Here is a 19,855-nt window from a genome sequence, read left to right on the forward strand (position 1 = left end):
ACCTTGTTTTTTAAAGCGCCGGCAGAACAAAAGAAATACGGAAAAGAATGTCTTTTCTCCATTTTGCTGCATTCCGCAGGCGCAGAAAGCCATATTTTCTGCAAACAAAAAGCCCTGCACCACGCAAACGGCACAGGGCAGAGAAACGATTTTTACTTCTTCAGCAGCTTTTCGCAGGCATCGGCGGCACCTTCCAGATATTCGCCGCCGTAGGTCTCGATCATACCGGCATCGGAAAGCGCAGCCAGCTGGGGATCGATGGGGCACTTTGCCAGCACGGGCAGGCCGTGCTTTGCAGCCACCTCATCCACATGGCTCTCGCCGAACACATTGATGTGCTTGCCGCAGTCGGGGCAGACGATGTAGCTCATGTTCTCCACAATGCCCAGCATGGGCACCTTCATCATCTCAGCCATGTTCACGGCCTTGGCCACGATCATGCTCACCAGCTCCTGCGGGCTTGCCACCACAACAATGCCGTCCACCGGCAGGCTCTGGAACACGGTCAGGGGCACATCACCGGTTCCCGGAGGCATGTCCACGAACAGAAAGTCCACGTCCTTCCAGACCACATCGGTCCAGAACTGTTTGACGGCACCGGCGATCACCGGGCCGCGCCACACAACGGGATCCTCCTCGTTTTCCACCAGCAGATTGATGCTCATAACATCGATGCCCATGCGGCTCTGGATGGGCCAGCAGCCCTTGTCGTCGGCCATGGCACGGCCATGGATGCCGAACAGCTTGGGAATGGACGGGCCGGTGATGTCGGCATCCAGAATGCCGCAGTGGTAGCCGCGGCGTGCCATGGCGCAGGCCAGCAGGGCGCTGGTCATGCTCTTGCCAACGCCGCCCTTGCCGGACACAACGCCAATGACTTTTTTGACGCTGCTGTTGGGGTTGGGGGCATCGTGCTTGGGCGCTGCATCGCGGGAAGAACATGCTGCTCCACAGCTGGAGCAGTCATGGGTACATTCTTCGCTCATTCTCTTTTTGCGCACGGCTGGCTCAGAGGCATTGGCCGTGTGCTTCCTCCTTGATCAGAATACGGCTGCAAAGGCCGCCCCTTTACTATACCATAAAAGCGCTCAGGAAACAACCCGCCGCGCCGCTCTGCTTTTGCATATCCTGTTCCGCCGCTTCATATGCTGGAACCGGAACATTCCGGCAGGAGGTGCGCCATGCGGCAGAGCTATTTGAAAAATGCGGCGCTGCTCACCGGTTCAGACGTGGTGCTGCGGCTGGCCGGCATGGGCCTGCGCATCTGGCTGGCAAACGAGCTGGGCGGCGAGGGGATGGGCCTTTACCAGCTGGTGCTGGCGGTGTATTCACTGTTCGTCACGCTGGCAACGGCGGGCGTTTCGGTGGCGGCTACCCGGCTCATGGCCGAGGAACTCAGCGGCCCGGCTTCCGCCCGTGGTGCAGCCCGCGGCATGCTGCGCCGTCTGCTGGCGGCAGGACTTGTGCTGGGGCTGTTTGCCGCCGCGCTGCAGCTGACGACAGCGGATCTTGCGGCCCGGTTGTGGCTTGGCGATGTCCGCGCCGTCGGTGCTTTGCGCGTTTCAGCGCTGGGAATGCCATGGATGGCGGTCTCGGCGGTGCTGCGCGGTTTTTTCATCGCCCGGCGGCATGTAGCCCCCAATGTGTTCAGCCAGCTTACGGAGCAGACGGTGCGCATCGCGCTGGTGGCACTGGCGCTTACCCGCACCGAGGGCCTTGCGGTGGGCGTGCGCTGTATGCTGGTGCTGGGAGCTACCGCCGTCAGCGAAGCGGTGTCGGCGCTGTGCATGCTGGCCTTTTACCGGCGGGATGCCCGCAGTGCCTTTACGGGGCAAAAAGCCGTCCGCCCGGCAGACCCTGCCCGCCGTCTGTGGGAGATCCTGTGGCCGGTGGAGGGCGGGCGGGTGCTGGCAAGCGCCCTGCACACGGCGGAGAATATGCTGGTGCCCGCCTGCCTTGCGGTCTATCTGATCAACGCGGGCGGGCGCACCGCTGCGCTGGAGCAGTACGGAGAACTGAAAGGCATGGCTCTGCCGCTGCTTACGTTCCCATTTGGCCTGCTGGGCAGTCTTTCGGTGCTGCTGATGCCGGAGATCACGCAGGCTCACATTCTGGGCCAAACCAAACGGCTCAACGCACTTTTGGACCGGATGCTGCGGCTCACCGGCTATTTTTCCGCGCTGGCAGGGGTGCTGTTCTGGGTGTGGGGACGGCCGCTGGCACAGCTTTTGTACCAAAGTGCGGATGCCGGGTTTTATCTGGAAACGCTGGCTCCTGCCATGCCGCTGATGTATCTGGAAAGCATGGTGGACGGTGCCATGAAAGGGGTAGGAGAGCAGAAGGCGGCCTTCCGCTACAGCGTGTGGGATTCCATCCTGCGCATTGGCGGGGTGGTGGCGCTGCTGCCGCGCTTTGGCATGAAGGGCTTTTTGGCAGTGATCCTGCTTTCCAGCCTGTACACCTGTGCGGCCAACACCGGGCATCTGCTGTTTTCCAGCGGCACGCAGCATGCATTCCGCCGCTGGCTGGGTGCACCGGCACTGGCAGCTGTGCTGGCTGCGGCGGCTGGTATGGCGCTGCGGAAGCTGCTTGCGGATGGGTTTGCGGCTCGGCTGCCTTTGCAGCTGGCCGCGTTGGGCATAGGCGGCTGCGCTACCACAGGAGTGTTCCTACTGGCGGCATGGCCGCTGGGCCTTGGAGAGGAAGCAGCCGCGCTCTGGGCTGCGCACCGGCCCGGCAGACCGAAAAAATAGAGGGAGTTTGGCAGCGGATTCAAATTTTCTGGACATTCTGCAGTGTTCTGAGTATAATATAAAGATAGGACTGTCCGGTGCGCCGGGCAGGACGGAACGCCGGAAGCTCCTTCCGGCAAAAACAGCGGCGTTTTACGCCGTGTGCAAAAAGAGGACTTTTTTGTGAAAGATAAAAAGAACACGCCGCAGGTGCTTGCGCGCCGGGCGCTGCTTGTGCTGCTGGATGCAGCCATTGTTGCATTCAGCTTTTATTTTGCGCTTCTGCTGCGTGCAGACGGAGCAGTGGAAGCTGCCTGGTGGCCGCATAACCGTGAGCTTCTGTACGAAAATCTGCCATGGATCGTGGCGGTGTACATTGCCAGCTTTCTGTTCAGCGGGCTGTACTCCGTACTGTGGAAGTATGCCGGTGAACGCGACCTGATGCGTCTGGCGGGAACGGTGGCTGTGCCTACCGTTGTCGTCTACTGTGTCAACCGTCTGTGCATCCACGGCGTGCTGTTCAACTCCGCCAACTGTATGGCGGCGGTGCTCATCTTCCTGCTGGTGGGCGGCAGCCGTCTGGCATGGAGGCTGTTTTTGAACCATCCGCTGGGCGAAAAGCTGCGCGGCGCTGCCAGCAAGGACCCCAACCGCCCGGTGATGATCGTAGGTGCAGGCGAAGCCGGTGCGTGGGCCATCAACGTGTGCAAATCCAATAAGGAATATGGTCACGCGGTGGTGGCGGTGGACGATGATCCCACAAAACTCAACCAGACCATCCACGGGGTGCCGGTGAAGGGCACGCTGGAGGATATCCCGGACCTGTGCAAGCGCTACGGCATCCACAGCATCATCATCGCCATTCCTACCCTGAAGGGCAGCAAGCTGAACCATGTCATCGATCTGTGCGTCAGCACCCATTGTGCGGTGCAGCTGCTCAGTGACCCGCAGCTGGTGGGCAGCGGTACACCGCAGCAGGGAGCCTTCCGCGAGTTGAACCCGGCGGACTTCCTTTCCCGCGATGAGGTGACGCTGGATACCGATCAGATCTCCGGCTACCTCACCGGCAAGACCGTTCTGGTCACGGGCGGCGGCGGCTCCATCGGCAGCGAACTGTGCCGTCAGGTGATGCGCTTCAAGCCCGGCAAGCTGCTTATTTTTGATATCTACGAGAACTGCGCCTATGAGCTTTTGATGGAGCTGCAGCAGAAGTACGGCCGGGATATCCCGGTAACGGTGCTCATTGGCTCCATCCGCGATAAAAAGCGTCTGGATGAGGTTTTTGAAACATATCATCCCACTGTGGTGTTCCATGCGGCAGCACACAAGCATGTGCCGCTGATGGAGGTCAGCCCTGCAGAAGCGGTCAAGAACAATGTTCTGGGCACCAAAAATCTGCTGGTGAGCGCCAGTGAACACGACGTGGAGCGGTTCGTGCAGCTTTCCACTGATAAGGCCGTGAACCCCACCAGCGTGATGGGCTGCACCAAGCGCATCTGCGAAATGCTCATCCAGACCTTTGCGGGCAACACGGATATGAAGTGTGTGGCTGTGCGTTTTGGCAATGTGCTGGGCAGCCACGGCAGCGTCATTCCGCTGTTTGAGGCCCAGATCAAAAAAGGCGGGCCTGTCACCCTGACGGATCCCAACATTGAGCGCTACTTTATGACTATTCCGGAAGCGGCCCAGCTGGTGCTGCAGGCCGGTGCGCTGGCCGAAAGCGGCAATATCTATGTGCTGGACATGGGCGAGCCGGTCAAGATCATGAATCTTGCCAAGCAGCTCATCCGCTTTTACGGCTATGAGCCGGGCGTGAATATGGAGATCAAGATCGTGGGTCTGCGTCCGGGCGAGAAGCTCTACGAAGAATTGATGATGGACGAGGAGCAGGATAAGATGCGCCGCACCCAGCACAATAAAATTTTTGTGGCTTCGCCGCGCAGCATCGATCTGGCCGAGTTCTACGGGCAGCTGCAGGAGCTTGCCGCTGCGGCAGAGCACAACGATGAGGGTGTGGTGCAGCAGCTGGCAAAGATGATCCCGACCTTCACCCCCACCCGCCAGAATCTGAAGCTGTAAACTCCCCCAGTCTGCTGCGCAGACAGCCCCCTCAAAGAGGGAGCTTGTCCGTGCGGCAAAGCCTCCCTCTTTGAGAAAGACTTCCCCCCGGCCGGGACAGATTCTCCCTGCGCCGGGGAAAATGTCACCACAGGTAACAAAGAGAAAAACAGATGTCGCGCCAGCGACAAAAAGGGGAATGGGTGGCATCGCATCAGCGATGACGAAAGGAGTTTCTACTGATGTCACTGCGGCGATCGGCCGCGTGCATATAAAATGAGAGGGATGTTACTATGGAAAAGAAACCGTTTCTGACCGAGGCGATGGCACAGGAGATCATTCAGGATGTGCCCACGCCGTTCCATGTCTACGATGAGAAGGGCATCCGTGAAAATGCCCGCCGCATCAACAAGGCATTCAGCTGGAACAAAGGCTTCAAGGAGTATTTTGCCGTCAAGGCTCTGCCAAACCCTGTCATCCTGCAGATCCTCAAGGAGGAGGGCTGCGGCGTGGACTGCTCGTCCCTGACTGAGCTGATGCTCAGCGAGGTGTGCGGTTTCTCCGGCAGTGAAATCATGTTCTCCTCCAACCAGACTCCCGTGGAGGATATGAAGAAGGCCTACGAGTTGGGTGCCTATATCAATCTGGACGATGCCACCATGGTGGAATTTCTGGAGCGTGTCGCCGGTGTGCCGGAGAACATCTTCTGCCGCTATAACCCGGGCGGCACCTTCAGTCTGGGCGAGAGCGAAGAGGGCTTTCAGGTCATGGACAAGCCCGGCGATGCCAAGTACGGCATGACCGAGGAGCAGATGATCGAAAGCTACAAGAAGCTGGCCGCCAAGGGTGCCAAGAACTTCGGCATCCACGCTTTCCTTGCTTCCAATACCATTTCCGATGAGTATTACCCGGAGCTGGCAGGTATCCTGTTCCAGCTGGCTGTCCGGGTGCAGAAGGCCACCGGTGTGCACATCGGTTATATCAACCTGTCCGGCGGTGTGGGCATCCCGTACCGCCCGGAGCAGACCGAGAACGATATCATGGCCATCGGCGAGGGTGTGCGCAAGAAGTTTGAGGAAATTCTGGTGCCCGCAGGCATGGGCGATGTGGCCATCTTTACTGAGATGGGCCGCTTTACCACCGGCCCCTACGGCGCACTGGTGGCAACTGCCATCCACGAAAAGCACATCTATAAGGAATACATCGGTCTGGATGCCTGCGCAGCCAACCTGATGCGCCCGGCCATGTACGGCGCTTACCACCACATCACCGTGCTGGGCAAGGAAAATGAGCCTTGCGACCATATGTACGATGTGGTGGGCGGTCTGTGCGAGAACAACGACAAGTTTGCCATTGACCGGATGCTGCCCAAGATCGACATTGGCGACATCGTTTATATCCACGACACCGGTGCACACGGCTCTGCCATGGGCTACAACTACAACGGCAAGCTGCGCAGCGCCGAAGTGCTGCTGTGCGAGGATGGCACCCACCGTCTGATCCGCCGTGCCGAGACTCCGCGCGATTACTTTGCAACGCTGGATTTCCTGCCCCTGATGAAGCCGCTGTTTGAAGATTAAGAGGTATCATAAATGTTTTTTGGCTTTCAGCTCACCCTTGGCCTGATGATGGTATTCTACGGCTATTCGGTCATGAAAAATCCCCGTGTCTGGGGAGATCAGGGCCGTCGTGCCGTCAAAGCGGAACACTTTGAGGAATACTGCCGCCAGAACGGCCTGTTCTTTTTGAAGGCAGGCTGTGTGGTGGCGGTGATCGGTGCACTGGATGCGCTCATCACGCTGGATGCCCTGCTGTACGCTCTGCTGTACCTCTTCGGTCTGGCTTTCGCCTTCTATCCGCTGGTCAAATGGTGCCGTGAGAACGAGGGCTTCAGCTGGCCATGGCCCCATGTCCAGAGCGAGAAAAAGCGCATCAAAGAGCTGCGCCGTGAACAGGAATCGCAGGAAAAGGCGGAGCAGGACTCCGACAAAAAGTAAAGAACAAAAAGAAAAACGGCTGCTGTACGGTGAAGTACAGCGGCCGTTTTTTACAATTCATCAATGCTTTTTTGAAGCGTTTGATAAAACTGCCCCAGGTGATACCCATCGATGAACCGGTGGCTCACCTCAAGGCTCATGCCCAGCGTTTCGCGGCCGTTTTCCGGTACAAACTTGCCCCATGTGATGCGGGGGATGGCGTCGTCTTTGTCAAAATCCCGCTCGTTGGTGCAGCTGGTCAGATCAAACCACGGCGTGGTGGAAATGTAGATCAGCGCGTCCGTCTCGCAGTCCTGATCCAGAAAGCTCTGCTGTGCAGCGCTCTTAGCTTTTGCGGCGCAGCAGAACTCGTCCAGCGTGCCGGTCTTGGGCAGTGTGACGATGTGGAACTGCTCACTGCCGGGCTTCAGGTCGGTCAGGCTGGGGATGCGCTTATCCAGCAGCCAGACCTCGCCGTCCCGGATGGTATAGCGGAAATTCACCACGCTGTTCACGGCATCGGTCACGAGATAGCCGAGGGCATAATAAAAGGAAATGCCGCGGGCTTTGGTGTAGGCGTGGAGATTCGTTACGTCCACCCGGAAGGTGACACTGTAAAATGGCTGTGACACTCCGGAAAAAAACCGGAACAGCTCTGCCCGCGGCCACGTGTTCATGTCGATTTTATGCATGGTCGTTTTCCCCATCTGCCTTGCTCTTATCCAGTGCATCGAACTGCTTTACGATCTGGGGGTCCTTCAGCTTGACGACCTTGCCGGAGAGATAATGCAGGGTGTTTTCCTCGGGAATATCAAGGAAAGTGACCCGCACAGCGCACAGGGCCTGCGTTTTGGTGCCGGTGCGCTCGTTCATCTTGCGGTTGCCGTACTTGATGTCGCCCAGAACCGGACGGCCCAGATAGGCCAGATGTGCACGGATCTGGTGGGTGCGGCCGGTGACAAGGCCGATCTTGCACAGGGCGAACGGCCCGGCGGTGCGCAGTACGTCCACGTCCGTAATGATCTGCTTGCGGCGCTCGTCCTGCGACTGATGTGCATGGATGCTTACCTTGTTGTTCTTCTCGTCGTGCTCCCACCATGCGGTGAACCGCCCGGACTGCGGGATACCCACCGTGATGGTGTAGTACTCCTTTTTGAGTAGGTCAGTGCGGATGATCTCGTTCATGTCCCGCAGGGCGGTGTAGCTCTTGGCGGCGATCACAAGGCCCTCGGTGCCGCGGTCCAGCCGGTTGCAAATGCCGGGCTTGAACCGGTTCTCGCCGTGGGGGTCGTATTCGCCTTTTTCGGCCAGATACTGGGTAAAAGCATCCACAAGGTTCGCATCGCCGGTGCGGTCGCTATGGCACAAAAGGTGGGTGGGTTTGTACAGCACAGCAATGTTTTCGTCCTCATAAATGACATTGACCTTGGGCTGATTCTGCTTTTTTTTCGGCGCGGCCTTCTGCACGATTTTTGCGCCTTCCGGCGGGAAAAACTCGTCGTTGATGTACAGCTCGATCAGGTCGCCTGCCTGAATGCGGTACTCCGGCACGGCCTTTTTTCCGTTTACCTTCACGCGCTTATTGCGGAAGCTCTTGTACAAAAGGCTGGTGGGAAAATCGCGGGTCACGCTCTGCACAAAGCGGGAAAGACGAACGCCGTCGTCGTTGGCGGTTGCGGTATATTGTTTCATAAATGTTCCTCAATTTTCAAGAGATACCTTTATAGTAATACAGCCTTGGCTGCAAGTCAACGCGGAAACGCCCCGGATCAAAACTATTTTACCGCAAAGCCTTGAGTTCCGGGCGCAAAATGGGTACTATTATAAGGAATGAATCAGAAGGAGAGTACCGCAATGGCAGAACACAAACGGCATCAGGGACACCGCCAGCGGATGCGCGAACGGGTGCAGAACTACGGTCTGGACAGTCTGGCCGAGCACGAAGCGCTGGAATATGTGCTGTACCTCACCAACGCCCAGAAGGACACCAACGGCATCGCTCACGACCTGATCGACCGCTTTGGCGATTTTGCCGCTGTGCTGGAAGCCAGCGAGGAAGAGCTGTGCACTGTGGAGGGCGTAGGCCCGGCCACAGCCCGGATGCTGCATCTGCTGCCGGAGATCAGTCGCTACTATGGCCGCAGCCGTACCAGCACTACCCGCTGCATCAGAACTACGGAGCAGATGGGCAGCTATCTGATGGCGAAGTTTGCGTGGTCGGATTACGAGCGTGCAATGCTGGTCAGTCTGGACAGCCGTAAGCGGGTGCGCGCGGCGGTCTGGCTGCGGGAAGGCACCACCGACCGGGTAAGTCTGGACATCAAGGATGTGGTATCTGCGGCCATCAAGGGCGGCACCGACACGGTGGTGCTCAGCCACAACCACCCCAACGGTGCGGCCTTGCCCTCCATGGAGGATCTGGAGGCCACTGGCAATATTGCCCGGGCATTGGGCCTTGTGAACATCCATCTGCTGGATCACTTCATCCTGACCGATACGGAGTATTTCTCCATGCGGGACGCAAACCGCCTGCCGATCTATGACTTTAAAACAGGTACGCTTTTCTGGCCTTGATTCGTGAAACAACAAAAAAGTGTTTACATTATAAAACTGGCGTGCTATAATCAAATCGTAAAATACAACTGATTGTGGTTCTTTGCGCGAGGGCCGGAGAGGAGAGGGAAGATGGCAGACGAAAAATTTGAACTGGTATCCTCTTACCAGCCCACCGGCGACCAGCCGCAGGCCATTGAAACACTGGTGAAAGGCGTGGAGCGGGGCGACCGCTGCCAGACCCTGCTGGGTGTTACCGGCAGCGGAAAGACCTTTACCATGGCCAATGTCATTGCAAAATGCAACCGGCCCACGCTGGTTCTGGCCCACAACAAAACGCTGGCGGCCCAGCTGTGCACCGAGTTCCGGTCGTTTTTCCCCAACAACGCGGTGGAGTATTTCGTCTCCTACTACGATTACTACCAGCCGGAAGCCTATATCCCCAGCACGGATACCTATATTGAAAAGGACAGCGCCATCAACGACGAGATCGACCGCCTGCGCCATTCGGCCACGGCGGCGCTTTCGGAGCGGCGGGACGTGATCATTGTAGCATCGGTTTCCTGCATCTACTCGCTGGGCGACCCCATCGACTACCGCAGCATGGTCATCAGCCTGCGCCCCGGCATGCAGATGGAGCGCGACGCGCTGTGCCAGAAGCTTGTGACGCTGCAATATGAACGCAATGATGTGAATTTTGTGCGCAATAAGTTCCGTGTCCACGGCGATATCGTGGACATCTACCTTGCCTATATGAGCGAGCTTGCCATCCGTGTGGAATTTTTTGGGGACGAGATCGACCGCATCACGGAGTTCAACCCTCTCACCGGGGCCAAACAGAATGTAGTCAAGCATGTAGCCATCTTCCCGGCCAGCCACTATATCGTCAGCGCCGAGAAGAAGGCCGCAGCACTGGAAAAGATCCGCGCCGAGTGCGACGCACAGGTGAAGCAGTTCACCGCCGAGGGCAAGCTGATCGAGGCGCAGCGCATTGCCCAGCGCACCAATTACGACATTGAGATGCTTAACGAGGTGGGCATGTGCAAAGGCATCGAGAACTATTCGGCGGTGCTTTCGGGCCGTGCGCCGGGCAGTATGCCCACCACTCTGCTGGATTATTTCCCGGATGATTTTCTGCTGTTTGTGGATGAGAGCCATGTTACCCTGCCGCAGGTGCGCGCCATGTACGGCGGCGACTATGCCCGCAAAAAAACGCTGGTGGAGTACGGCTTCCGCCTGCCGTCCGCCTTCGATAACCGCCCACTCAAGTTCGAGGAAGTGGAGTCCAAGCTGAACCAGATGATCTTCGTTTCGGCTACGCCCGGCGACTACGAGCGGCAGAACAGCACGCAGGTGGCGCAGCAGGTCATCCGGCCCACCGGCCTTTTGGACCCGCTCATTTCGGTGCGCCCGGTGGAAGGGCAGGTGGTGGATCTGTTGGGCGAGATCAATACCCGCATCCAGCGGCACGAGCGCGTTCTCGTGACCACGCTGACCAAGAAAATGGCCGAAGACCTGACCGACTACCTTACCGAACAGGGCATCAAGGTCAAGTATATGCACCACGAGGTGGACACCTTTGAGCGCATGGAGATCATCAAGGACCTGCGCCTTGGCTCCATTGATGTTGTGGTGGGCATTAACCTGCTGCGCGAGGGTCTTGACCTGCCTGAGGTGAGCCTTGTGGCCATTCTGGACGCGGATAAAGAGGGCTTTCTGCGCAGCGAGACCAGCCTGATCCAGACCATTGGCCGCGCGGCCCGCAATGCCGAGGGCCTTGTCATCATGTACGCGGATGTCGTCACCGACAGCATGGAACGCGCCATCACCGAGACCGAGCGCCGCCGCGCCATCCAGATGACCTATAATCAGGAACACGGCATCGTGCCCAAAACCATCGTCAAGGCCATTGCAGACAGCATCGAGATCAGCGATAAAGCGGAGAACGCTAAGCTGAACACCCGCCGCATGGGCAGGATGGAGCGGGAGGCCGCCATCGAGCGCCTGACCCGTGAGATGAAGGAAGCGGCGAAGCTGCTGGAGTTTGAACACGCGGCCTTCCTGCGTGACCAGATCGACCGACTGCGCCGGGGCGAGAACCCGACGGTGGACTCTGCGGCAGAAACGGAGCGCAAACAGAATCATTCACAGACACAACGAAAAGGGAGAAAATACCTTGGCAAACGATAAAATCGTCATCAAAGGTGCCCGCGAGCACAACCTGAAAAATGTTAACCTGACCCTCCCGAGGGAAAAGCTGATCGTCATGACCGGCCTTTCCGGTTCGGGCAAGTCGAGCCTTGCGTTCGACACCATCTATGCCGACGGCCAGCGCCGCTATGTGGAAAGCCTTTCCAGCTACGCACGCATGTTTTTGGGCCGCATGGACAAGCCCGATGTGGATGAGATCACCGGTCTGTCACCGGCAATTTCCATCGACCAGAAAACCACCAGCCACAACCCGCGTTCCACCGTGGGCACCGTGACGGAGATCTACGATTATCTGCGACTTCTGTACGCCCGCGTGGGCGTGCCCCACTGCCCGGTGTGCGGGCGGGTGATCAGCCAGCAGACCGTGGACGAAATGGTGGACGCGGTGCTCAAACTGGACGAAGGTACGAAGTTTCAGGTGCTGGCTCCTGTGGTGCGCCAGCGCAAAGGCACCCAGCAGAAAGAGCTGGATGCTGCCCGCCGCAGTGGCTATGCTCGTGTGAAGATCGATGGCAACCTGTATGATCTTGACGAAGAGATCAAGCTGGAAAAGAACATCAAGCATACGGTGGAGATCGTGGTGGACCGCCTTGCCATGCGCAAGGGCATCCGGGGCCGTCTGGCAGATTCGCTGGAAACCGCGCTGGCGCTTACCGGCGGCATCGCCGAAGTGGACGTGATCGGCGGCGATTGTATGACCTTCAGCCAGAACTTTGCCTGCCCGGAGCACGGCATTTCCATCAGCGACCTGTCACCCCGGCTCTTCTCCTTCAATAACCCGCTGGGAGCCTGCGAAAAGTGTACCGGCCTTGGCACTTTTATGCGAGTGGACGAGGAACGCATCCTGCCCAACCGGAACCTTTCCATCCGTGAGGGTGCCATCAAGGCCAGCGGCTGGTACTATGCCGAGGGGTCTGTATCCGAAATGTATTACCTTGGCCTTGGCAAAAAGTACGGCTTTACGCTGGATACGCCCATCAAAGAGATGAGCACCGAAGCTGTCAATGCGTTGCTGTACGGAACCAATGGCGAAAAAATTGAGATGCATCGCACGAATGAGTTCGGAAGCGGTGTGTATTATAATACCTTCGAGGGCATCGTGGAGAACCTTGAGCGCCGCTTCCGCGAGACCAACAGCGAGTGGATGAAGGAAGAAATCGGCAGCTTCATGTCCGGCGTGGAGTGCCCGGACTGCCACGGAAAGCGCCTGAAACCCGTGGTGCTGGCTGTGACCATCGGGGATAAGAACATCAGCGATTTCTGCGAAATGTCCATCCGGGACGAGCTGAAATTCATTGCCGAGAACGAACCGAACCTGACCGAAAAACAGAAGCAGATCGGCGGCCAGATCATGAAGGAGATCCGGAACCGCCTGCAGTTTTTGCAGAGCGTGGGTCTGGATTATCTCACGCTGGCCCGCTCAGCAGGCACTCTTTCCGGCGGCGAGAGCCAGCGCATCCGCCTGACCACTCAAATCGGCAGTGCGCTTTCCGGCGTGCTCTATGTGCTGGACGAGCCGTCCATCGGCTTGCATCAGCGCGATAACGACAAGCTTATTGCCACCCTGAAAAATCTCCGCGACCTCGGCAATACGGTGATCGTGGTAGAGCACGATGAAGATACCATGCGCAGCGCGGATTATATCGTGGATGTAGGCCCGGGCGCAGGCGTGCATGGCGGTGAGATCGTAGCCGCTGGCAGCGTGAAGGACATCTGCAAGGCAAAGCGCAGCATCACCGGCGATTATCTCTCCGGCCGCAAACGCATTGCCGTACCGCAGACCCGCCGCACCGGCAACGGCAATTACCTTACTGTACGGGGTGCACGGGAAAATAACCTGCACAATATCGACGTGAAATTCCCGCTGGGAGAGTTTATTTGCGTTACCGGCATTTCCGGCTCCGGCAAGTCCAGCCTCATCAACGAAATTCTGTATAAGACGCTTGCCTGCGAGCTGAACGGTGCGCGTTCTCGCGCAGGCAAATGCGATGGGGTAGAAGGGCTGGAATTTGTGGATAAGGTCATCGGTATCGACCAGCAGCCCATTGGCCGTACGCCGCGCTCCAATCCGGCCACTTATACCGGTGTGTTCAATGATATCCGCACGGTATTCTCCCAGACACAGGATGCCAAAATGCGCGGTTACGGCCCGGGGCGTTTCAGTTTTAATGTCAAGGGCGGCCGCTGCGAAGCCTGTGAGGGCAACGGTATTCTGCAGATCGAGATGCACTTCCTGCCGGATGTGTACGTGCCCTGCGAGGTATGCAAGGGGGCGCGTTACAACCGCGAAACGCTGGAAGTGAAGTATAAGGAAAAGACCATCTCCGATGTGCTGAACATGACCGTGGAGGAAGCAGTGGTATTCTTTTCCAACCAGCCCAAGATCGCCCGCAAACTGCAGACCCTGTTGGACGTGGGTCTTGGTTATGTAACACTGGGCCAGAGCGCCACTACCCTTTCCGGTGGCGAAGCACAGCGCGTGAAGCTGGCCAATGAGTTGGCCCGCCGCAGCACTGGCAAGACCGTGTATATTCTGGACGAGCCTACTACCGGCCTGCATATTGCAGATGTGCACCGCCTGATCGAGGTGCTGCAGAAGCTGGTAGATGCGGGCAACACGGTTATTGTCATCGAGCACAATCTGGATCTTATCAAGTGCGCCGACCATATCATTGACCTTGGCCCTGAAGGCGGCAGTGCAGGCGGCGAGATCGTGGCCGAAGGCACGCCGGAACAGGTGGCAGAGGTGCCGGGCAGCTTTACCGGTCAATATCTGAAACCGCTTTTGGAAAAAGACAAGCTTCTGCAAGCGAAAGAGCAAAAATGAATAAAGCGCGTACTTTCGCAAAAATCAGACTTTTTACGAAAAAAGCAAAGAAAATTGTAAAAATCTGTTGACAAAACTGCTGTATCTGAGTATAATATCTCATGTCGCCACGCTTCGGTAGGGAAGCGGCGGTCGATATCCGGGTGTAGCGCAGTTTTGGTAGCGCGCTTGAATGGGGTTCAAGAGGCCGTGAGTTCGATTCTCGCCACTCGGACCAAACAAAAATAATCCGAACTTGTTTCCGATAGGAGATGGGTTCGGATTATTTGTTTTCTTCGGAAAATTAGCGTTTGCGAAGCAATGAAAGCCCCAGTGGGGCTTTTAAGCGATGGAACGGTCTGCGTTAGCAGATGGAGGGGCTTTGCCCCGACAAGTTCCATGCAGGTGTCCGTGGAAGGTGAAATCCGAAATCATAGATTGACCGACATAAGCCACAACATGATTTCAGGAGGATACGAACATGAAGTACGATGCAAGAGCCTGCAAATTCAACATGGACACCGGCTGCGTGGAACTGTTGCTCCGGGATGCGACTGCACCGGGGTCGAGGATGCGTTGAATGTGACCATGGCGCAGAGGTCGGAATTGGATTACCTTATCTACAATGACCTACTGGCGTATGCAGAGCTGATTCTGAATGGCGAGCCGAAAGAATATTTGAAAAATACGGCTGGGAGCCATGGGCTAGAAGATTAAGAGAAATGCCGTTCCAAAAGCAACTGGAATGGCATTTCTTATTTTTCGCCATTCGGAATCTTCTGTCCCCGCAGCTCCTGTCGGATGGCACGGAACTGCTCCGGCACATCCGCATCGGTCATTGCACCGGGGACATCCACCGTCCCAGCGGCTTTGGCGGTTTCATAGAACCAGCATTTATACTCCACGGTCTCCAGCGTATGCTGTAACTGCTGGATCTGCTGGGTGAGCGCCTCGCGCTGATGCCGGAACATTTCCAGCCGGGTGTCAATGGTGTCGTCTCCCTGCATGGAAAGCTCAATATACTGCCGGATATCCTTGATGGACATTCCGGCTTTTTTCATGCAGCGGATGACCTGCAGCCACTCGAAGTCGGTTTCCCGGAACATCCGAATGCCGCCGGAGGAACGCTCCACAAAGGGAAGTAACCCTTCTTTGTCGTAGTAGCGCAGGGTGGAGGCAGGTACGCCCAGCTTTTGTGCCATTTCACCTACGGTATAGATCATCTGAAACCTCCGTTTTTTCAAAAAGCCCTTGACTTAAAGTGCGCTTTAAGTTGTATGATAAAATCAAACTTTATCAACATCATAATGCGGATGCACTCTGCTGTCAAGGAGGTTTCTATGAGCAAGAAGGTATTGATTTTGTCTGGCAGTCCCCGGAAGGGCGGTAACTCTGATATTCTATGCGATGAATTTCTGCGTGGAGCGCAGGATGCCGGGCACAAAGCAGAAAAGATCCGGGTCGCTGAGAAAAAGGTGGCTCCCTGTTCCGGCTGCTACTACTGCAGCACCCACGGCGGAGCCTGCGTCCACAAGGATGATATGGCAGACATCCTGCAAAAGATGATCGATGCCGATGTCATTGTGCTGGCAAGCCCGGTATACTTCTACTCCATCAGTGCCCAATTGAAGGCAGTAATCGACCGTACCGTGGCACGGTGGCTTGAGGTCAAGGACAAAGAGTTCTACTACATCACCACCATGGCAGACGAGGAAAAAGCCTCTGCAGATACTACGCTGGCCTGCTTCCGGGGCTATGCAGACTGCGTGGAAGGAGCCGTGGAAAAGGGAGTCCTTGTAGCGGGCGGTGTCTATGAGCCGGGTGCAGTGTGCGGTACGCCTGCCATGGCACAGGCTTACGAGATGGGGAGGAACGTATAATGGCAGTGAAACAGACAGCAGGGCGGGATGCTCTGGGCGAATTTGCGCCCAAATTTGCGGAACTTAACGATGAAGTACTATTCGGGCAGGTGTGGAGCCGAGAGGATAAACTCTCCCTCCGGGACCGCAGCCTTGTGACAGTGGTGGCACTGATGGCGCAGGGACTGGCGGACTCCTCGTTTCGGTATCACCTGACGGCAGCGAAAAACAACGGTATTACCCGGACTGAGATTGCAGAGATCCTGACCCATGCGGCGTTTTATGTGGGTTGGCCCAAGGCGTGGGCGGCTTTCCGTATGGCCAAGGAAGTCTGGGCAGAGGACGCTGCAGAGGATGCCAAGGCAAAGCACCAGAGTGAAATGGTGTTCCCCATCGGTGCATCCAACGACGGTTTTGCACAATATTTCAGCGGAAAAAGCTATCTGGCACCCCTGTCCACCGCACAGGTTGGCATTTACAACGTCACCTTTGAGCCGGGCTGCCGGAACAACTGGCACATCCATCATGCCGCAAAGGGTGGCGGGCAGATCCTTGTCTGCGTGGCAGGCCGGGGCTACTATCAGGAATGGGGCAAAGCGCCGCAGGAGCTGCATCCGGGCGATGTGTTGAACATTCCCCCGGAGGTCAAGCACTGGCACGGTGCTGCACCCGATTGCTGGTTCTCTCATCTGGCAGTGGAAGTGCCCGGCGAAGGCACCTCTAACGAGTGGTGCGAGCCGGTGCCGGAAGAAACCTATAAGGAGTTGCGGTGATGCGTTTTGACGTACACCCAACCACGATGAAACAAAAATAGGGTGCGCCCACCCGGACGCACCCTGCCAAAAGTCACAGACAACAGCGATATGTACAGCAGGGCGTTCCCCGTAGCAGAGTTCCCATAAAACAGTATTTGCAAAAGTTCCCTAAATGGGGAAGATTTGGCGTGACTTCGGTCACGCCTTTTCTTTTGCTTCCAGTTCATCCAGAGGGATGTACCCCAGCCCATCGTACTTGATATGGATGTGCTGCACCCGCTTTCCGCTGGACTTATCCGGGGCATCCACATAGATGGCCGACACCAGTTCACGGAGAGCATAAGGGGTGAGTTCTTCAATATGAACGTACTTGTGCGCTTTCTGGACGATCTTTTCAATATTCTCGATCTGCTGTTCCTGGACTTCAATTTCCTGCTGGATGGAGAGAACTTCCTCTTCCAGCTGCTTCTGTTCGGCAGCGTAGCTCTGACTCATCATGTCGAAGCGGTCATCGCTAAGCTTTCCGTTAACATTGTCCTCGTAAATCTTCATGAACAGCCGTTTGAGGTCTGCGATCCGCTTCTCATTCCGGGCAAGCTGCTTCTTCAGGACAGTCAGCTTTTCGGTGCTTTCCACCCGAAGCTGCTCCTCCATGACCTTGCGGAAGTAGTCCTCATGACGGAGAATGTAGTCCGTCACCCGCTGAACATGGCTTAGCACACGGCCCTCCAAAACCTTTACCCGGATGAAGTGTCCCTTGCACTTGCTCCGATTCTTCTTGTGTAGGGTGCAGTCAAAGAAGTCTTGACTGAAGTCCCTGTGATTGGACGAACCATATTGCATCTTGGAACCGCAGTCAGCGCAGTAGACCATACCGGAGAAAATGCTGCTCTTGCCTGTCCGGGTCATGCGGTGACGCTGGCTACGAATCTCCTGAACCTTTTTAAACACATCATCGTCAATAATGCGCTCATGTGTATCCGGGAAGATAGCCTGATTTTCCACGGGATTCAGATGTCTCTTTTTATCCCAGATAGAGTTAGTATAGGTCTTAAAGTTGACTGTGCAGCCAGTGTACTCCAGGCGTTCCAGAATCGAACTTACTGCTCTTTTATCCCAGCGATAAGGGTCTTCCGGGGCGGGTGAATTCGTACTCAGGCCATGGCTCAACTTATAGGCGGTGGGAGTCAGAACTTTGTCCACCCACAGTTGGTTTGCAATTTGGGTCGGGCCACGACCTTCCATGCACATGGAGAAGATGCGCTTCACGATTGCAGCCGCTTCTGGATCAACAAGCCAATGTTTCGGGTTCTCCGGGTCTTTCACATAGCCGTACGGCACATTGACCGTCAGCGGTACTCCACGCTCTCCCTTGGCCTTCTGAACAGCCCGAATCTTGCGGCTGGTATCACGGGCGTAAAACTCGTTGAACCAGTTCTTAATGCCCGCAAAATCGTTGTTTACGCTGTTCGGGTCAATGGTGTCGTAGTTGTCGTTAATGGCAATGTAGCGAACGCCATACTGGGGAAAAGTGAAGTTTGTGTACAGACCTGTCAAGGCAGAATTGCGTCCCAGTCGGGACAAATCCTTCGTGATAACGATTCCTATATGCCCTGCTTCGATCTCGGTCAGCATACTCTGGAAGCCGGGACGGTCATAGTTCGTGCCGGAGTAGCCATCATCCACAAAGAACACCGGGTTCGGGAAATGGTTCTTTTTGGCGTATTCCAGAAGGATGGCCTTCTGGTTCTCAATGGACAGGCTTTCGCCGAGCCGTGCGTCCTCTTGCGACAGCCGGCAGTAAAGTGCGGTGATCTTATTCGTTGCTCCAGACATTGTTGAGTCCTCCTTACTCTGTGGAGCAACTGTCAGTACAGGATTGGTTACCGGGTCAAGTATAGCAGAATTGGGTGCAGTTGTCATTCGTCTGCACCCTCATCTTCAAATTTTTGCTGGGCGTTCTTGGCAACAATGCGCTCCAGCTTCTTCAAAAAGGATTCCTTGCCCTCATAGCTGCCGGTCACGGTGTAGGTGGTGTGACCGACTTTCTCCGTGGTGGTCAGTTCCGGAATCCAGAAAGCGGACAGGTTCTTGACATGGAGGTTGCCGTTCTCGTCCACATAAGAGCCGTGTTTCTTCTGCTCTTCGGTCAAGGGCTTCCGCTTGAAATAGATTTCATTTTCGGAGATGCTCACAGTCTCGCTGGTCTGCTCTTTCGGGGCATCGTCATACAGCTGTGCGAAAAATGCCAGTGCATCTTCGGGTGAGTCTTCCTCCATGAGCTGCTCGAAAACTCGCTGTTCCTCTGCCGAGAGGTTGTTCCATGCGGCTTCCAACTCCTGCTCGTTGGCTGCGTTGACAAAGGCTTCGATCTCTTTTTTCATGGTGCATCCTCCTTTGGCTGCGAAAAGCGGATTCTCAAAAAGTATGGGTTTTCGTGAGAGCAAGAATCGTCCCGTGGCCACAAATTTTCAATTCTTGAAAATTCTTGCCCTTTTGGGACAGCTTCTTGTTGGGGCGTGCCTGCCCCAAACCCTGCTAGGTGATTTCATTCTTGGTGGTTGCTATATTGCTTATATGCCTTTTCAAATCCTGATTTGTTATATATGATAAATTTATAACATTCTCCATCTTTCATGGAAATTGCTGCAACAGGAACGACCATCTGACTCCATGAAAGCTCCCTTATCTCGTTCATGGGCAATACAAGGTTGCGATACAGTGGACTGACTGTGAGCTTTTGAGTTGAATATGTAATGCTCTGTTCATCAATGTACAAACCACCGCCAATGATTCCATTACGGCATAAGCTACACACAAAAGTTTTTCCCATAATATTACCGCCTCCTATTAGTTGATGGTTGGTTAAGTTGAGTATATCATATTGATTTCCAGAAGAACACCC

16 protein-coding genes, 1 tRNA gene and 1 pseudogene are annotated in these 19,855 nt (G+C 56.1%); 11 read left to right on the forward strand and 7 right to left on the reverse strand.

Annotation, left to right across the window (positions count from 1 at the left end; all coding sequences use genetic code 11):
- Window positions 1-152: 152 nt before the first annotated feature.
- Window positions 153-986, reverse strand: a complete 834-nt coding sequence (locus tag DWY76_RS12535) for an Mrp/NBP35 family ATP-binding protein (RefSeq protein ID WP_044953699.1) — start codon at window positions 984-986, stop codon at window positions 153-155.
- Window positions 987-1,181: 195 nt separating this feature from the next.
- Here DWY76_RS12535 and DWY76_RS12540 point away from each other — a divergent pair, with 195 nt between their 5' ends.
- The 4 genes from DWY76_RS12540 to DWY76_RS12555 all read left to right on the forward strand — a co-directional run bounded on the left by DWY76_RS12540 (window position 1,182) and on the right by DWY76_RS12555 (window position 6,787).
- Window positions 1,182-2,753 carry an oligosaccharide flippase family protein gene (locus DWY76_RS12540; RefSeq protein WP_120081502.1) on the forward strand — a complete coding sequence of 524 codons (1,572 nt, stop codon included), beginning with the start codon at window positions 1,182-1,184 and terminating at the stop codon, window positions 2,751-2,753.
- 162 nt (window positions 2,754-2,915) lie between these two features.
- A complete protein-coding gene (locus DWY76_RS12545) occupies window positions 2,916-4,811 on the forward strand; it encodes a nucleoside-diphosphate sugar epimerase/dehydratase (protein WP_120081503.1) in 1,896 nt (631 codons plus the stop codon).
- A 272-nt stretch (window positions 4,812-5,083) separates the two neighbouring features.
- Window positions 5,084-6,370 (forward strand): diaminopimelate decarboxylase, encoded by a 1,287-nt coding sequence (locus tag DWY76_RS12550; protein ID WP_097775440.1) that lies wholly within the window; start codon window positions 5,084-5,086, stop codon window positions 6,368-6,370.
- Between the two features lie 12 nt (window positions 6,371-6,382).
- Window positions 6,383-6,787, forward strand: coding sequence for a hypothetical protein (locus DWY76_RS12555; protein WP_097775441.1), 405 nt, complete (start codon window positions 6,383-6,385; stop codon window positions 6,785-6,787).
- A 50-nt stretch (window positions 6,788-6,837) separates the two neighbouring features.
- On the opposite strand, the gene DWY76_RS12560 is transcribed toward DWY76_RS12555, so the two are convergent.
- Together DWY76_RS12560 and DWY76_RS12565 are read right to left on the reverse strand one after the other, a co-directional pair.
- Window positions 6,838-7,398, reverse strand: coding sequence for a CatA-like O-acetyltransferase (locus DWY76_RS12560; RefSeq protein ID WP_243112042.1), 561 nt, complete (start codon window positions 7,396-7,398; stop codon window positions 6,838-6,840).
- A gap of 52 nt (window positions 7,399-7,450) precedes the next feature.
- On the reverse strand, window positions 7,451-8,458 hold the full coding sequence (locus tag DWY76_RS12565; RefSeq protein ID WP_120081505.1) for an RluA family pseudouridine synthase: 1,008 nt from the start codon (window positions 8,456-8,458) through the stop codon (window positions 7,451-7,453).
- Between the two features lie 162 nt (window positions 8,459-8,620).
- Between DWY76_RS12565 and radC the strand changes: the two genes are divergently transcribed.
- The 5 genes and pseudogenes from radC to DWY76_RS12595 all read left to right on the forward strand — a co-directional run bounded on the left by radC (window position 8,621) and on the right by DWY76_RS12595 (window position 15,053).
- Window positions 8,621-9,340: a DNA repair protein RadC gene (gene radC / locus DWY76_RS12570; RefSeq protein ID WP_044953632.1), complete on the forward strand. Its 720-nt coding sequence runs from the start codon at window positions 8,621-8,623 to the stop codon at window positions 9,338-9,340.
- Window positions 9,341-9,451: 111 nt separating this feature from the next.
- Window positions 9,452-11,509, forward strand: coding sequence for an excinuclease ABC subunit UvrB (gene uvrB / locus DWY76_RS12575; RefSeq protein WP_120081506.1), 2,058 nt, complete (start codon window positions 9,452-9,454; stop codon window positions 11,507-11,509).
- Window positions 11,496-14,357 (forward strand): excinuclease ABC subunit UvrA, encoded by a 2,862-nt coding sequence (gene uvrA / locus DWY76_RS12580; protein WP_120081507.1) that lies wholly within the window; start codon window positions 11,496-11,498, stop codon window positions 14,355-14,357. Before uvrB ends, uvrA begins: the two co-directional genes overlap by 14 nt.
- A gap of 139 nt (window positions 14,358-14,496) precedes the next feature.
- A tRNA-Pro gene (locus tag DWY76_RS12585) sits at window positions 14,497-14,574 on the forward strand.
- Between the two features lie 243 nt (window positions 14,575-14,817).
- Window positions 14,818-15,053, forward strand: a pseudogene (locus tag DWY76_RS12595) (DUF6061 family protein).
- A gap of 38 nt (window positions 15,054-15,091) precedes the next feature.
- Here DWY76_RS12595 and DWY76_RS12600 read toward each other — a convergent pair.
- On the reverse strand, window positions 15,092-15,559 hold the full coding sequence (locus DWY76_RS12600) for a MerR family transcriptional regulator (protein ID WP_120081508.1): 468 nt from the start codon (window positions 15,557-15,559) through the stop codon (window positions 15,092-15,094).
- A gap of 117 nt (window positions 15,560-15,676) precedes the next feature.
- Between DWY76_RS12600 and DWY76_RS12605 the strand changes: the two genes are divergently transcribed.
- Together DWY76_RS12605 and DWY76_RS12610 are read left to right on the forward strand one after the other, a co-directional pair.
- Window positions 15,677-16,216 carry a flavodoxin family protein gene (locus tag DWY76_RS12605; RefSeq protein ID WP_120081509.1) on the forward strand — a complete coding sequence of 180 codons (540 nt, stop codon included), beginning with the start codon at window positions 15,677-15,679 and terminating at the stop codon, window positions 16,214-16,216.
- Window positions 16,216-16,968 (forward strand): carboxymuconolactone decarboxylase family protein, encoded by a 753-nt coding sequence (locus DWY76_RS12610; RefSeq protein ID WP_120081510.1) that lies wholly within the window; start codon window positions 16,216-16,218, stop codon window positions 16,966-16,968. Before DWY76_RS12605 ends, DWY76_RS12610 begins: the two co-directional genes overlap by 1 nt.
- Window positions 16,969-17,148: 180 nt before the next feature.
- Here the strand turns inward: DWY76_RS12610 and DWY76_RS12620 are convergent, their stop codons facing one another.
- The 3 genes from DWY76_RS12620 to DWY76_RS12630 all read right to left on the reverse strand — a co-directional run bounded on the left by DWY76_RS12620 (window position 17,149) and on the right by DWY76_RS12630 (window position 19,783).
- The gene (locus DWY76_RS12620; protein WP_243112043.1) at window positions 17,149-18,786 is read right to left on the reverse strand and encodes a recombinase family protein; all 1,638 of its coding nucleotides are present in this window, start codon (window positions 18,784-18,786) and stop codon (window positions 17,149-17,151) included.
- A gap of 83 nt (window positions 18,787-18,869) precedes the next feature.
- Window positions 18,870-19,334, reverse strand: coding sequence for a hypothetical protein (locus DWY76_RS12625; protein ID WP_097774989.1), 465 nt, complete (start codon window positions 19,332-19,334; stop codon window positions 18,870-18,872).
- Between the two features lie 164 nt (window positions 19,335-19,498).
- Window positions 19,499-19,783 (reverse strand): hypothetical protein, encoded by a 285-nt coding sequence (locus DWY76_RS12630; RefSeq protein ID WP_015538118.1) that lies wholly within the window; start codon window positions 19,781-19,783, stop codon window positions 19,499-19,501.
- Window positions 19,784-19,855 lie beyond the last annotated feature (72 nt).

Origin of the sequence: Faecalibacterium sp. AF27-11BH (assembly GCF_003603005.1) — a bacterium.
GTDB lineage: Bacteria > Bacillota > Clostridia > Oscillospirales > Ruminococcaceae > Faecalibacterium > Faecalibacterium taiwanense.